The sequence below is a fragment of the Paenibacillus hemerocallicola genome, from assembly GCF_006265175.1.
In the GTDB taxonomy this organism is placed as follows: Bacteria; Bacillota; Bacilli; order Paenibacillales; family NBRC-103111; genus Paenibacillus_AB; species Paenibacillus_AB hemerocallicola.
In genome coordinates this window covers 63684-77316 of the sequence record NZ_VDCQ01000012.1, presented here as the reverse complement: position 1 = coordinate 77316, position 13633 = coordinate 63684, and the positions used below count along the sequence as shown (strand labels likewise).

At 54.7% G+C, this 13633-nt stretch carries 15 protein-coding genes and 1 riboswitch; of the genes, 3 read left to right on the top strand and 12 right to left on the bottom strand.

Annotated features, from left to right (window positions below):
* The first annotated feature begins 156 nt into the window (after positions 1–156).
* Entirely contained in the window at positions 157–1299 is a 1143-nt protein-coding gene (locus tag FE784_RS11115; RefSeq protein WP_139602269.1) for a response regulator, read from the top strand.
* Positions 1300–2254: 955 nt separating this feature from the next.
* Here the strand turns inward: FE784_RS11115 and FE784_RS11110 are convergent.
* From FE784_RS11110 to FE784_RS11090, 5 genes are all read right to left on the bottom strand, one after another.
* Positions 2255–3400: a response regulator gene (locus tag FE784_RS11110; RefSeq protein WP_139602268.1), complete on the bottom strand. Its 1146-nt coding sequence runs from the start codon at positions 3398–3400 to the stop codon at positions 2255–2257.
* A 157-nt stretch (positions 3401–3557) separates the two neighbouring features.
* A complete protein-coding gene (locus tag FE784_RS11105) occupies positions 3558–3953 on the bottom strand; it encodes a hypothetical protein (protein ID WP_139602267.1) in 396 nt (131 codons plus the stop codon).
* A gap of 25 nt (positions 3954–3978) precedes the next feature.
* Entirely contained in the window at positions 3979–5319 is a 1341-nt protein-coding gene (locus FE784_RS11100) for an MFS transporter (RefSeq protein ID WP_139602266.1), read from the bottom strand.
* Between the two features lie 42 nt (positions 5320–5361).
* Positions 5362–5973: a GNAT family N-acetyltransferase gene (locus tag FE784_RS11095; protein WP_246131985.1), complete on the bottom strand. Its 612-nt coding sequence runs from the start codon at positions 5971–5973 to the stop codon at positions 5362–5364.
* 13 nt (positions 5974–5986) lie between these two features.
* Complete coding sequence (locus FE784_RS11090) at positions 5987–6736, bottom strand: glucose 1-dehydrogenase (protein ID WP_139602265.1); 750 nt, start codon at positions 6734–6736, stop codon at positions 5987–5989.
* Between the two features lie 70 nt (positions 6737–6806).
* Here FE784_RS11090 and yiaK point away from each other — a divergent pair, with 70 nt between their 5' ends.
* Positions 6807–7811: a 3-dehydro-L-gulonate 2-dehydrogenase gene (yiaK, locus tag FE784_RS11085; RefSeq protein ID WP_139602264.1), complete on the top strand. Its 1005-nt coding sequence runs from the start codon at positions 6807–6809 to the stop codon at positions 7809–7811.
* Between the two features lie 17 nt (positions 7812–7828).
* On the opposite strand, the gene FE784_RS11080 is transcribed toward yiaK, so the two are convergent.
* From FE784_RS11080 to FE784_RS11050, 7 genes are all read right to left on the bottom strand, one after another.
* On the bottom strand, positions 7829–8185 hold the full coding sequence (locus FE784_RS11080) for a hypothetical protein (RefSeq protein WP_246131984.1): 357 nt from the start codon (positions 8183–8185) through the stop codon (positions 7829–7831).
* An 89-nt stretch (positions 8186–8274) separates the two neighbouring features.
* Positions 8275–9081, bottom strand: a complete 807-nt coding sequence (locus FE784_RS11075; RefSeq protein WP_139602262.1) for a protein phosphatase 2C domain-containing protein — start codon at positions 9079–9081, stop codon at positions 8275–8277.
* 28 nt (positions 9082–9109) lie between these two features.
* The gene (locus tag FE784_RS11070; RefSeq protein ID WP_139602261.1) at positions 9110–9613 is read right to left on the bottom strand and encodes a metallophosphoesterase family protein; all 504 of its coding nucleotides are present in this window, start codon (positions 9611–9613) and stop codon (positions 9110–9112) included.
* Positions 9610–10143 carry a mismatch-specific DNA-glycosylase gene (locus FE784_RS11065; RefSeq protein ID WP_139602260.1) on the bottom strand — a complete coding sequence of 178 codons (534 nt, stop codon included), beginning with the start codon at positions 10141–10143 and terminating at the stop codon, positions 9610–9612. The genes FE784_RS11070 and FE784_RS11065 overlap by 4 nt, the downstream gene beginning before the upstream one ends.
* A gap of 177 nt (positions 10144–10320) precedes the next feature.
* A complete protein-coding gene (locus FE784_RS11060) occupies positions 10321–11418 on the bottom strand; it encodes a tetratricopeptide repeat-containing glycosyltransferase family 2 protein (protein WP_139602259.1) in 1098 nt (365 codons plus the stop codon).
* Positions 11415–12278 (bottom strand): glycosyltransferase family 2 protein, encoded by an 864-nt coding sequence (locus tag FE784_RS11055; RefSeq protein ID WP_139602258.1) that lies wholly within the window; start codon positions 12276–12278, stop codon positions 11415–11417. Before FE784_RS11055 ends, FE784_RS11060 begins: the two co-directional genes overlap by 4 nt.
* A 16-nt stretch (positions 12279–12294) precedes the next feature.
* Positions 12295–12993 carry a class I SAM-dependent methyltransferase gene (locus FE784_RS11050; RefSeq protein ID WP_139602257.1) on the bottom strand — a complete coding sequence of 233 codons (699 nt, stop codon included), beginning with the start codon at positions 12991–12993 and terminating at the stop codon, positions 12295–12297.
* Between the two features lie 110 nt (positions 12994–13103).
* Positions 13104–13207, top strand: a riboswitch (guanidine-I (ykkC/yxkD leader).
* Positions 13208–13293: 86 nt separating this feature from the next.
* Here FE784_RS11050 and FE784_RS11045 point away from each other — a divergent pair.
* Positions 13294–13632: a DMT family transporter gene (locus FE784_RS11045; protein WP_139602256.1), complete on the top strand. Its 339-nt coding sequence runs from the start codon at positions 13294–13296 to the stop codon at positions 13630–13632.
* Position 13633 lies beyond the last annotated feature (1 nt).

The following is a 13633-nucleotide window of genomic DNA, read 5'->3' as shown; positions in this document are numbered from 1 at the left end:
TCCGTCAATGCTATTGCGAATGAAGATGCCGCGATGAACGCCATTATGTCGGTTAACTGTCATTTGCGGGTTATCATTGCCCGGCGGAATAGGCTATAATCGGTAGTAAACGGTCGATCGGAATGGTCGGATTCGTACGGAAGGAGGCGTGCCGGAATGAAAGTGATCTTGGTGGACGACGAACGTCTTGCCCTTATGAAGCTGGAGAAAATGTTGTTGGAGTTGGGCGACTGCGAAGTAATCGGCACATTCCGGAGCGCCGAGCAAGCTATGGAGCAGATCGGCTCCCTTCAGCCGGATGTCGTCTTTCTCGACATCCATATGCCCGGTATGAACGGCCTGCAGGCCATTGAAGCGATGCGCGCCATCGTACCCGAGACGGAAATCGTGCTCGCTACCGCTCACGAGGAATATGCGCTTAAGGCGTTCGGCTTGGACGTGCTCGATTATGTGATGAAACCGATTGGCCGGGAACGGCTGAAACATACGGTGCAAAGGCTGCAAAAGCGCATTACGTCCAGACCCGCTACGGAACCGCCGCAAACGTCCGCACATATCCATTGTCTGGGCATGCTTCGCATGCAAAGTCCGAACGGACAGCCTCAAGTTTTGAGCTGGCGTACGGCCAAAATCAAAGAGCTGTTTTCATATTTGCTTCATCAGAGAAACAAAAGAGTGAGCATGGACAGCTTGATAGAGCTGCTGTGGCCGGAGCTTGACGAGGAAAAAGGCAGAATGAATTTGCATACTTGCATTTACCAGCTGCGCCGCACATTGAAAGAATCTATCGGAGAATCGTACGTCACGATCCGGTATTCGAGCAGCGGTTACATTTTGGAGACGAAGCAGGTCTGGATCGATGCGGTCGAATGGGAACGGCAGCTCCATCGGCTGCCTCCGATGTCCGTGCAGCAATTGATGAGGCACCAGAAGCAATTCGACCTGTATGACGGCGTCTATTTCGGGGAGGATCGCTATTCGTGGGCGGAGATCGAACGGCAGCGGCTTCATGTGCTTTGGTCGCAGCACGCCGAGCGGCTCGCGCAGTTTTATAGCGAGCAAGGAATGGACACCGAAGCCATTTCCGTTTATTTTCGAATGCAGCAACTGGACCCCCTCCTGGAGCAAAGCTATATCGGGCTGATGAATTTGTACGCCGGCTTGAAGGATATGGACGCCTTCGAAGCGCAATACAATTTGGCCATCAAAGTAATTCGGGAAGAAGCGGGAGCCGCGCCCGGTCCGGAAATAACGGCCTGCTACCAGCGCTGGAAATATGCCGACTCGGCAATATCATGAGGCTGCGGCTCAGCCTCCCATCGGTATAACCCGCTTACAAGCCGGAGTCGTTTTGATGGTCGTGACGACACGCAGCCCGTATATATTGCGGCGCTTGCTTCCGCTATTTCGATCCCTCGAGGTGAAATGGGGAGTGAACGGCGGAATAGAGGAATGGTATTCCGTTATTGTCTCGAATTCCGCTGTACCCTTGAATTTATCGGCACAGCCTTCCGCTATTTCGATCCTTCGCGGTGAAATGGGGAGTGAACGGCGGAATAGAGGAACGGTATTCCGTTATTGTCCCGTATTCCGCCATACCCTTGAATTTAACGGCACAGGCTTCCGCTATTTCGATCCCTCGGGGTGAAATGGGGAGTGAACGGCGGAATAGAGGAATGGTATTCCGTTATTGTCCCGAATTCCGCTGTACCCTTGAATTTAACGGCACAGGCTTCCGCTATTTCGATCCCTCGGGGTGAAATGGGGAGCGAACGGCGGAATAGAGGGATGGTATTCCGTTATTGTGCGGTCTGTGCTGCTTTTTGGACCAAAACATACGCCGGTTCCGCTATTTGACGGATAGGTCTCGCGAGCGCCGGCAAATGCGGCAAGCCTTCGCCGAGCATGCGAGGTGTGTACTTCCGTGTGCGAAATATACACAAAAACCACAAAGCGGAGTTTCTGTTCCGATGCTGCCCAGGTACTTTACGCGGACTACCGAAACTTATAAATTCAGCAAAAAAAAGCGACCTTCAGGCCGCCACCGCTCCAAACTATATATTGAACTACAGGTATTAACGTTCAATCCATTCCTTTATGGATTACATTTAGGGATTACCTTGCTGCTTCAGACAGGTTGGTTTGAGTTTCCTTGATTATATAGGCCTTCGGCAAGGTTGATATTCAAAGCCAAAACTCGCTCACAAGGCAATTCCCTTCTTCCATAGCATTGCGCTTCTTCTTAATTGCTTCTTTAGTTCATCGCAATATAGGAGGACGAGCTTTTCTTCCATTCCTCCCACCACTCCGTGATGCAAGAGCTTGGATTCTCATTCAGCTCCTCCATCAGAATATCGGTTAATAACCGGTACTGCCTGACCACCGAGACGTGATTGCCCGCCGATGCGTACAGCTTCATCAAGGCAAAATAAGCTTCTTCCCCGAGCGGGTGCCGGGAACAAATTTCTTCGTAGCAGGCGATCGCCTCATCGGCTTGCCTGGAATCATACCATGCGGCTATCTGTAAAGCAGCCCGCAGCCATAACAGCTTAATCCGGTGCCGCTCCGGCTCCGCCCACCAATAATCGTACTCCTGCAAATATTCCCCGTCGTTCAGCTTCATCATCTCTCTGTGCGTTTGGATCGTGTCCTGCGTCAAGGGCGTACCCGATACGATGTGCTGCTCCCATTGGTCCACATCGAGCAGCACGTTTTGAATGTGCAGCACGTAGCCTTCCAAACTATTTGCAATGTGGAACCGTTCACCAAACTGCGATAACGTCTTCCGAATGTGATAGACCGTCGTATACAATTGCGGATATGCTTTGGCGGGCTCGAACTCCGGCCATAACATTTCGACCAGAAACGACTTGCGTACCATTTGTCCGCGGTGCTGCAAGATGTACAGGAACAGCTCCTGCGCTTTGGCCGTGCGCCATTGAATCGCGGACATCTGCCCGTCGTTCGCCTCCACGGCAAATTGCCGGAACATGTTCAGCTTGACAGGCTTGCCGCCGACGGCCGTCTCGCCGTCTTTAATCCCCAGCCGATCCCGGACCCGCTGCGTCGTCTTCTTCAATCTCTCCATGCTTACCGGCTTCACGACATAATCCAACGCATTCAGCTCGAACGCTTGAACCGCAAAATGGTCGTAAGCGGTAACGAACACGATATTCAAAAACGGTTTTATAGCCAATAGCTGCTCGGCAAGCTCCAAACCGTTCAATTCCGGCATATGGATATCCAAAAAGACGACGTCGACGTCCTCTTGGCCGATTTGTTCGATCCCTTTGCGGGGATCCATATGCTTGCCAACGATTTCGACTTGACCTAGCTTGGCAAGACGTTTCTCCAGATGGTTCAAAGCAAGGCGTTCATCATCAATCAATATCGCTTTCATTCGATTAACTCTCCCTGTACCTGCACCTCATGTCCGTACTACTTAATCGCATCAATATACCAAACCGGACTATACGAAAACTATACGTATCGGAAAAGAATGAAAAATCCCGCCACCCAAAGGGACGGGATTTTGGATGAAAAGGTTGCAGTACGTCTTATTTCCTTCTCCTCCGTTTCAACAGCCATTGGACGCCTTCAGCCAATAGTCCGAGAGCGAAGCCTATGACGACCCCTTCCGCGAAAGCGAGAAAACTGGCCAAATCTTCCCAGCCAGACATATCCCGGGACGCATAGACGAACATAAGAACAACGCCCGCCAGGATGCCCAGCGTCGTAAAGCCCCATACCCAACGGGCGCCAAACCAGCCGAAGACGTTCACGGCTATCGACAACGCAAAAGCCAGCAATGCGAATCGCAAAGCTATGTTCGCTTCGAACATCTTCCCGGCCGCGATGAACCGGTTCAGACCTAACAGCAGCGACAGAAGCGTTCCATAAGCGAGCATCCACCACAACCAGCCGGAGCTTCGTCTTTGGGGCAGCATCTTCATACGCTTTTCACTCCTCGCAAAAAAGTCAGGTTGCCGTACGCTCTCCGGCCCTGGCCGACTGTGCCGATTGGATGAACAGGCAGGACAGAAAAGCGAGCAGCGACATCCAGAAGCCGTATACGAGCAATTGATGAATTCCGGCCATCGTATCCGCCGCCCTCGTAAGGAAGGCTCCCATTAGTGTCGTACCGACTGCCGTCCCGATATTCCGCGCAAAAAATTGCATCGAAGTGGAAATCCCTTTCTGATGCGGTTCGACCAATTCCTGCGCGCCTATCGTCGTTACCGTGAAAATAAGGCCATAGGCCAATCCTTGCAAAAACATCATCGAGAACACGTACGCGAAACCGCTGTCCGCATTCATCATGACGGCCGCGATGCCGCATACGATCAGCAAGGCATTGCCGCAAAGGAGCAGTCTCCGGTAACCGTACCGGATGACCCACTTGCCGGCAGGCACCGAGACGAGCATCCATCCCACCGCTTGGCCGAGCAGCGGAAGGCCGCTGACGAACAGCTCATTTCCGCGAACCTCTTGCATGAACAGGGGAATGTAGCTTGCCGTACCGAACATGGAAGCGCAGGCCAGGAACGTGTTGCCGATCATCCAGGCGACATTTCTTTTGCGGAATAAGGCCAGCGGGATGAGCGGCGATTTCTGTTTGAGCTCGAAGGCGAGGAACGCACCCAGCAATAGGACTCCTCCCGCCGCATACAGCCATATTCCTTTCTCTACCACGGTCAGCAGCAGAAGCAGGCTAATGCTTGCCGTAAACAACGCGGCGCCCCCGAAGTCGATCGGAGCCCTCTTGGGCGTATACGTTTCCTTGTAAGGAATGAGCATTACGATTGCGGCGATGCAAACCGGGATATTGACGTAAAAAATCCAGCGCCAGCTGGCATACTCGACGAATAACGCGCCGAGCAGCGGCGCGAGTACGGCGGAAATGCCCCACATGCCGGAAAACAACGCCTGTACGGTCCCGCGTTTCTCGACCGGGAGAAGATCTCCGGCGATAATCGAGGGGAACGGGTTCATAATTCCGGCGCCTATCCCTTGTACGGCACGGAACAGCACCAGCTGAAGCATCGTTTGCGCGCTGCCGCACAATAACGATCCGAGCAAAAACACGATCATACCGGTCGCAAATACTTTCTTCCTCCCGAACATGTCGGACAAACGGCCCGCGATCGGCGTCAAAACGGTGGACGTTATCATATAGGCGACGAAGCTCCATGCATACAGCTCGAAGCCGCCCAACTCCTTGACGATGTGCGGCACCGTCGTATTCGTGATAGTCGAATCGATCGACGAAATCAATACGGCCAGCACGATGCTGGTCATGACAAACCATTTGCTCTTCATGCTCCGCCTCGTTCCGTTGCAATTCTATGTGCCTATGTCCGCTCAAATACTCTTGCCGAGCAATTGCCCGATCAGTTTCCATCCTTCGGTACATTCCGGCGTCTGCATGACGGGCTCGAAACCGTAGTTCAAATACATGCCGACCGCCTTATAGCTTGTCGTTTGCGTAGTCAAATACGCTTTATCGTGAAACTGGGCCAATGTCCGCAGCGCGGCCGACAGCAGCGGCTTGGACAGCTTCTTGCCCTGCTGCTCCGGCACGACCGCCACCCAATGGATGCGGCCGATCGCGCTGCCGTCCAGCATGCCGTGCCAAGCCGTAGTCGTCCCGATAGGTGAACCATGCTCGTCGATCACGAATAAGCAGCGCTTCTCCATCTCGGCAAGATGCGGGGCGAACTCTTCCCGGAACCGCCGCATGGCCGCTTCCGTCGATTTGAATTCATCGACCGCATGCTCGATTCTCGCCCAATGCTCTTCATCCCCGGAGCGGAATGTCCGCAAGGAATAGCCTTCCGGCAAAGGCGCCTCGGGAATGTCCAGCAAATTCGGCCGGAGCATCGTCAGCTCGATATAAGGGATCGTTGCGGGTTCCGCAGCGTAAGAAGCGCCGGCTCTTCCGGTTGATTTTGCAATTTGGATTTCATCGCTCATAATAGTGATCCTCCTATTCCTCATAGACCATCTTTCGGGTCATTCCCCCGTCGATAACCAGATGGGCTCCGGTAACGAAATCGTTGTCCGGATCGGTTAAATAACGGCAAGCTCTGGCGATGTCGTCAGGCTTCCCGACGCGTCCAGCCGGATGCTGGGCATGATCGGACTCGCGCAGCGAGCCATAGTCGCCGTTCTCGATCCAGCCGGGACTGATGCAGTTTACCCGGATCCGATCCGGCCCGAGCGACACCGCGAGCGCATGCGTCAGCGCTGCCGTTCCGCCCTTGGAGGCGGCATACGCCTCCGAGTGGGGCTCCGACATCATCGCACGCGTCGAAGCGATATTGACGATCGCGCCGCCCGCCGGTTGCAGGCGCATGACTTTCGCAGCTTCCCTCGCGCACAGAAACATGCCGCGCAAATTCGTATTCAGCACGTCGTCCCATTCGTCCGCCGTCAACTCGTAAACCGGCTTCCGACGGGAAATTCCCGCGTTATTGATCAAAATGTCGACCGTACCGTATGTCTCCTTCGCTTTATTGACCAGAGCAACGATATCCCGCTCTACGCGGACATCCGTCCGAACGAATAAAGCCGAGCCCCCGAATTCCCGAATGGCGGCGGCATGTTGCTCCCCTGCTTCCGCATTCGCATCCGCCACGATTACAAACGCGCCGCGCTTCGCGTAATCAAGCGATACCGCTTTCCCTATCCCGTTCCCGGCGCCGGTTACGACAACGACCCGATTCGAGTACTCCACTTTTTTCCGACCTTTCCTCTACGAAAGATGAGTATATTTGGTATACTGGTATAAAAAGGAGCTGATCTGCATGAGAGTTTCATTCGACCTGATGTGCCAACGATTCCGTTCCGTGCTGGAACGGCAAGGTTTCACCGCCGAACGGGCGGAGCTGTGCTCTCGACTGTTCGCCGAAGCGAGCCGGGACGGCGTTTATTCGCACGGCCTGAACCGCTTTCCGCTATTTATCGATTATATTCGCAATGGCTATGTACGCGTCGATGCCGAGCCGGTTCTGGCCGAGCAGTTGGGCGTGCTAGAACGTTGGGACGGCGGGTCCGGTCCGGGCAATCTGAACGCCCATTTCTCGATGAACCGCGCCATCGAGCTGGCCAAGCAGCACGGGATCGGCTGCGTTGCCATCCGCAACACGAACCATTGGATGCGCGCGGGCAGCTACGGCTGGCAAGCGGCGGAGTCCGGCTGCATCGGCATATGCTGGACGAATACGATTCCGAATATGCCGCCGTGGGGTGCCAAAGAAAACAAGCTGGGCAATAATCCGATCGTGCTCGCCGTCCCGCGCGAGGAAGGACCGATCGTGCTCGATATCGCGATGTCCCAATTTTCGTACGGCAAAATGGGCATCCATGCGCAAAGCGGGGAGCCGCTTCCCGTCGACGGAGGATTCGACCGGGACGGGAATGCGACCCGCGACGCGTCCGCCATCCTGGAAACGAGACGAGCGATGCCGATCGGATTTTGGAAAGGCTCCGGGTTGTCGTTCATGCTCGACCTGATCGTGACGATGCTCTCCGGAGGCAACTCCTCCATGGATATGGGAAAGCTGGGCGCCGAACGGGATTTGTCGCAAGTGTTCCTCGCGATCGACGCGGGCCGCTTGCCGGATTCCGATGCCATTCGAGATAAAATACAAGCGATGATCGATGATCTCCACGCCGCCGCCCCGGATGAGAAGGGCGGAAAAGCCCGTTTTCCCGGAGAAGAAACGGTCCGCGTCCGCGAACGAAATTTGCGGGACGGAATCCCCGTCGACGAAGCATTGTGGCAACGCGTATTGGAGCTGGACGCGTAAACGCCGGCTATCGAACCTTACATATCCAGAGCGACGTCCCACTTGCCGAGCTGGCCGATCGTCTTCATCAGCTCGTAATGGATCGGGATGACGAAGCGCATCGTTCCGAGCGTAAACAACCCGCTCCGATTATGGATCGTCGCCTTTTTGACAAAGACGTTATAATGCTGCGTGCCGTCATCGGCATGAACGACTTCTTGCTGCGTATTTTGTTTGTTTACGAACCGGACTTGCGTAGCCCCTTTCGTCTCGAAAGGGGTTATGCTAACGATATCCTCCAAATATAAATAGTAGTTGACATGCGGCTTGTGCAGCACCACTTCCTTCGTCGAAACGGTTATGCCGAAGTTCGTTTTTTTGTGCGACAGCTTCAATTCGCCCTCCAGCGGCTTCAGCTTCATAAAATCGGGGTTGATGACATTCGACCTCCTCTGCCGTTTCGACGGCGATTATGGGTGTGCGGCTACCAGCTCAGCAAGACGGCCGAACGGTCGTCGGGGATCATGTTTTTGTTCCGTTCCGCCTCCTCCACGCGCTCCACGTAACGCTCGATCCCTTCGCTCAGAATAAGCTCCATAGTCGTTTCGAGAGGCAGTTCCGGGTGGAACATTCCATCGGATATCAGCAGCAAATGCGTCAGCCCTTCGATCGGCACGAAGCCGGATTGAATATGATCGACGGCTTCCTCCGTTCCGTTGGCAACTCCGTAGCCTTCGGGCGTATTCGCCATCGAGGCGCGGTTGTATGCCATGACGCGATACAGTTCCGCGAAGCCGGTTTCATCCTCGACCGTTTCCCCGTTTTGCCTATCCCGCGCTCTCTTTGCCTTCGCTCTGGCGCTAACTCCCTTTACCCGATTTTCCGTCAATGCGCTTATCCGGCCGTCATGATAACGCGCCACAACCATGCAATCGCCCAGCTGAGCGTATCGGACTCCTTCCGGAGTGACGTGTGCCGCCGCTATGCAGGATGCCCATAGCTCGTGCTTCTTGACCAGGTCTATGCCATTTCGCAGCATCGCTTGCCTTAGCTCCCGGTTGGCCGCGACTACTTCCTCGACCAGACTGCCGTGCGAACCCGCCCTCTCCATATGGGCTTTTATCGTATTCGAGGCCAAATAAGCGCCATTATGCCCGTTCTCGTCTTTATAGTCCGCAATCGGGGTAACGCCATCCATGACACCGTAAATGTGTCTGGCCGGATTTAGCAGAAGAGCGTCTTCGCCTTCCCGCTTCAACGGACTCGGCTTCGTAAAGTGTCGAATATGCATGTGTACGCGCTCCTCCTATGTTCCCGCTTCAATTTTTATTGGAATAATAACGATGCTCGGCGTGCAAGCTGCCTCCCTGTATCGTAACGAGGCCGAACGAATAATTCGGCTGCCTTCTTTTGTCCGTCGGCGAGCCCGGGTTGAACAGCAACGTCTCGCCCGTCCGCTCCGAGAGCGGGATATGCGAATGGCCGAACACAATAAGGTGCTGCGGATCGTCGCGGAAGGCGAGCAGCGCCCTTTCCGGAGTCGTTCTTCCCGTGCCTTCATGACCGTGCACGATACCGATCCGGACTCCCCCGAATTCGACCGTGCGCTTCATGCCGAACCGGCGGATCAGCTCTTCGCCGTCGCCATTCCCGGCCACTCCGTAGACCGGAGCCAATCGGGACAGCTCCTCGTAAACGTCCATCGCGACCCAGTCTCCGGCATGAAGGATGGCGTCGCAGTCCCTTAGTCCCTCGATCAAAGCATGGGGCAGCTTCCTGCCGCCGCCGGATAGATGCGTATCGGATACGATGCCGATCTTCATGGCCGATCGCTCGTTTCGATTATTTGTTTTGCCGATAAATCGTTCATTTGCCGGAATATATCGGTAATTTCCCCGGTAGACATCCGGACAAGCCCGCTAGAGGATGGCGCGACGAATTCCACTACACCCGGAACGAGCGACTCCGGCTGTTCTCCCCAAGCTACACCGGTTTTGCCGCTGTAATGCTCGTACACGCCTTTACCGACGAAGCAGGCGATTTTCGGACGGTACTTCTCAATCGTGCCCATGAGCCGTAAACGTCCGGTATTGTATTCCGCCTTCGTTATTTCCGCAGCCGTCTTCGTCGGCCTGGCGACGATGTTGGTGAAGCCGTATCCGAGCTTCAGCAGCTCGCCGTCTTCCTCGGGCTTATATTTGCGCGGGGTAAGTCCCGCTTCGTGGATAATTTTCCAAAACCGGTTGTTCGGATTCGCATAATGATGCCCTGTCTCGCCGGAACGTATACTCGGATTGTAGCCGATGAACAGGACGGCCAAGCCGTAATCGAGATGATCGGGAATCGGATTCATGAACGCCTCCTCCTCGTCCGGACCTGTCGAACGATAAATGTCATTCCATTATACCACAATGTGACAAGAAGAGGGCGCTTACGAAAGCATTCGGCCGCTTCTTGGTCCGATGCCGGACGCAAAAAAGAGACCCGCAAAAGGTCTCGTCGTTTTACTGTGTGCCGGGTCGCGGGCAAACTATTCCTTCCCGCCGGAATTCGTGCTGCCGCCCAGCTTATGGAGCAAATAATTACGGTTATGCAAAATGCCCGGATGATCCGGATTATAGCCGCGGGCCGCTTCGTTGTGACGAAACGCCGACTCGAAGTCTCCCAATCGATCATAACAGACGCATAGCTGAAGATGCGGCAGCCATGTCGAGCAGATCGGGCTCGAGAGGCCCCAGCCGTCGCTCGCCGGTTTCATGCCGGCCGCCAGCTCATACCAAAATATAGCGGTGCGGACATCGTTCGCCTGCAAAAAGGAATAGCCCAGTCTGCAGCAAAATTCGGCCCGCGGAGCGCCATACTCGAAGGAGCGCAAGGCGGAAGCAAGCTCGTTCTTCTTATCCCGCAAGCCGTGGTAACAGTCCGCCAGCTTGCCGCAAGCGGCTATATTGTCTTCGATCCAGCCGAGTCCGCCCACGAGAAATTCATCGTAGCGGGCAGCCGCCTCTTTCAACCGGCCGTGATCCTTAAGCTCGTTGGCGTAATAATACAAATCTCTGGGGGAAAACCGTTCGCCCGCGGCCAGACGTTTTTCGTAAATATTTATATTCCTGTCGCTGTCGTGACGTACGCTCCGGTGCGTTACCGCGATGTCGCCGTTCAAAATATTGCCGTATACCTCGAGATATTCGTGAACCGCGCCGATCCATCGAAATTGTCTCTCCCGCTTGACGAGGCGGTTCCGTCTCAGTCGGGCCGACACGTTGCCGTACCGGTCCTCGCTCAAAATCAGTTCCATCGATACCGCGTCGACGGACGGATCCAGCCGCTTCTTCAGCTCCAAAAACTTGAGCCTGTCGTCCGGCTTCAGAACGTCATCCGCATCCAGCCACAAAATGTAGGCTTGTGTCGCCAGACTGAACGCATAGTTGCGCGCGGCGGCGAAATCGTCGATCCATTCGAATCGGTAGACGAGGTCCGTAAACTTCTTGGCCTCGGATTCCGTCCGGTCCGTCGAACCGGTATCCACGATGATGATTTCATCCGCGATTCCGGCAACGGAGGATAAGCATCTGGGCAAAGTATCTTCTTCGTTTTTCACGATCATGCACAAGCTGATAGTGATCACGGGTTCCCACCCGCTGTCCATTCCGTGTTCCGCTGACGGGAGAACGGTACATAGTGAAGCTCGGGCAAAAAGGTCGTTTCCCGATAAACGATATCCGACGGATTGTAGCCGATCCGGTCGATTTCGAAGGCGGACAATCCCACGTTCCACTTTTTGCGAAACTGCTCCGCATTGAATATGGAATGCATGTAGTAGTTTTCCTTGTTGGCGCGGTAAGTGCCTTGCCCCTCGTGATGGATGAATACGTCTGTGGCCACCCATAACCGTTTCCCGCTAATTCGCGTACGGATGCTGAAGTCGTCGTCTTCGTAGTTGCCCGGATAAAACCGTTCGTCCAGTCCGCCGATCCGATCGAGCAGACTTTGCCGAAACAGCATGCAAAACCCGATCAGCCTGTGGGCGTAAAAGCCGGCTCCGCGGTTTTTGGCATGATGCTGCAAGGCGAACGTATCCAGCTCGGACAGCGTATGATAGCCGACCTCGGCGACGCGTTGGATAGGCGCCACATTATTGGACACGGGACCGATAATGCCTATCGTGGGGTCGAGCTCCAGCCGTTCCAGCATGCAGTCGAGCCAACCGGGCGTCACGACCGTATCGTTGTTCAGCAGCACGATCGTATCGCCGGCCGCTACGGTCATCCCCTGATTGTTGCCTGCGGCAAAACCTATGTTGTCCTTATTGCGGATCAGCTTGATATTGGGTAGAGATTCCCAATATTCGACTGTTCCGTCCGTCGATCCATTGTCTACTCCTATCAATTCATAGCTTCGGGAAGTATGTCGCCCGATGCTCTCCACGCAGCGGCGCGTCATATCGAGCCCGTTCCTCGTCAAAATGACGATCGATGTCAAAGGCATGCCTTAGGTCTCCTTCCTACAGGCCCGACGTGTCGAGAATATAATCCAGGACGTCAAGAATCGGATGATCATCCGGGACGATCATGCCGAGCCCGTTATTCGAATACAGCTGATACCATTTCAGCTTGAAAGGGGATTCCCGCATAAAATCTTCAATCGCGGTCAGTACTCCGTTCCGTTCCCCGTGCTCGTGCAGCGCATTGTGGACGGTGGCGTTCCAGCCTCCGGACTCCAGCAATTCGGACTTGCCCGCTTCAATGCCTTTGAGCGCATGGGGCTGCCGCATCGATTCGGGAATCGAGGACGGGAAATAGTACATGTCCCGCCGTCCGTAAGGCCATTGCGTATCGTGCAGCATAACGATCGGGAACGTCCCCATATTCACGGCCGTCCGTTCCGCCTGCTTGAGCTCGTTGTAGACGGTATACCAGTTGTGGTCGCCGTCCAGCAGCAGAACGTCATACCGCTCGATCAAAGGCAATGCTTCGAGACTCAGCTGGCGCATCAGCTTCAAGCCGTCGCCGTAAATCAGCTGCAGCAATTCGACGTCGAACTGCGGGGCCGGCTCGACAACGACGCATTGCGCCTTGCAATGCTTTCCGTAATCAAGCAGCTTGAACGTGTTCTTCCCGCTCAACGAACCGACCTCTACGATGACGGAAGGCTTCGCGGCGATCAGGACCGGCTTGATCACCTTCTCCCAAAAACGATGCATGTTCAACTCACCTCCCCACACGATATTCACGCTTTTGCGGGGATGCAACCGCCAATCCCCCGGAACAAACGTTCGCTTGACTATCCGATAGCCGTCACGTATCATGATGGGGACTCGTTTTCTAGGGTTCCGCGGTCTCGATGGCCGGTCTGGTCCGAGAGAAGACGCGCAGGAGCAAATTCTGCGGACACGGAGGGACAAAAGCCCGGGAGGATATCATTCGATGATATCGCCCCGGGCTTTTTCCGTTGGTTAAAGAAACAATCTCGGCAAATAATAGTAGGGAAAGAGGTGCTTGCAATGAACCGGAATTGGACATTGATCTTGATTGCGGGAATATTCGAAATCGCTTGGGTAAGCGGGCTAAAGCACGCAGATGATGCGCTCGGTTGGATCGGTACGATCGTCGCGATCCTGATCAGTATGGATTTGCTGATCAGGGCATCCAAGCAGCTTCCGATCGGGACGGCTTACGCCGTTTTTACCGGAATCGGGACGGCCGGCACGGTGCTCATGGAAATGGTCGTTTTTCGGGAGCCGTTCAGCATCGGCAAGCTGCTGCTTATTCTCCTGCTGCTCGCAGGGGTTATCGGACTGAAAACGATCACGAAGGAACAATCTTCGAAGGAGGTGCAGTAAT

Coding starts and splice junctions, on each gene's coding strand:
- FE784_RS11115 (WP_139602269.1), top strand. CDS start 157: ATGAAAGTGATCTTGGTGGACGACGAACGTCTTGCCCTTATGAAGCTG.
- FE784_RS11110 (WP_139602268.1), bottom strand. CDS start 3,400: ATGAAAGCGATATTGATTGATGATGAACGCCTTGCTTTGAACCATCTG.
- FE784_RS11105 (WP_139602267.1), bottom strand. CDS start 3,953: ATGAAGATGCTGCCCCAAAGACGAAGCTCCGGCTGGTTGTGGTGGATG.
- FE784_RS11100 (WP_139602266.1), bottom strand. CDS start 5,319: ATGAAGAGCAAATGGTTTGTCATGACCAGCATCGTGCTGGCCGTATTG.
- FE784_RS11095 (WP_246131985.1), bottom strand. CDS start 5,973: ATGAGCGATGAAATCCAAATTGCAAAATCAACCGGAAGAGCCGGCGCT.
- yiaK (WP_139602264.1), top strand. CDS start 6,807: ATGAGAGTTTCATTCGACCTGATGTGCCAACGATTCCGTTCCGTGCTG.
- FE784_RS11075 (WP_139602262.1), bottom strand. CDS start 9,081: ATGCATATTCGACACTTTACGAAGCCGAGTCCGTTGAAGCGGGAAGGC.
- FE784_RS11070 (WP_139602261.1), bottom strand. CDS start 9,613: ATGAAGATCGGCATCGTATCCGATACGCATCTATCCGGCGGCGGCAGG.
- FE784_RS11065 (WP_139602260.1), bottom strand. CDS start 10,143: ATGAATCCGATTCCCGATCATCTCGATTACGGCTTGGCCGTCCTGTTC.
- FE784_RS11055 (WP_139602258.1), bottom strand. CDS start 12,278: ATGCCTTTGACATCGATCGTCATTTTGACGAGGAACGGGCTCGATATG.
- FE784_RS11050 (WP_139602257.1), bottom strand. CDS start 12,993: ATGCATCGTTTTTGGGAGAAGGTGATCAAGCCGGTCCTGATCGCCGCG.
- FE784_RS11045 (WP_139602256.1), top strand. CDS start 13,294: ATGAACCGGAATTGGACATTGATCTTGATTGCGGGAATATTCGAAATC.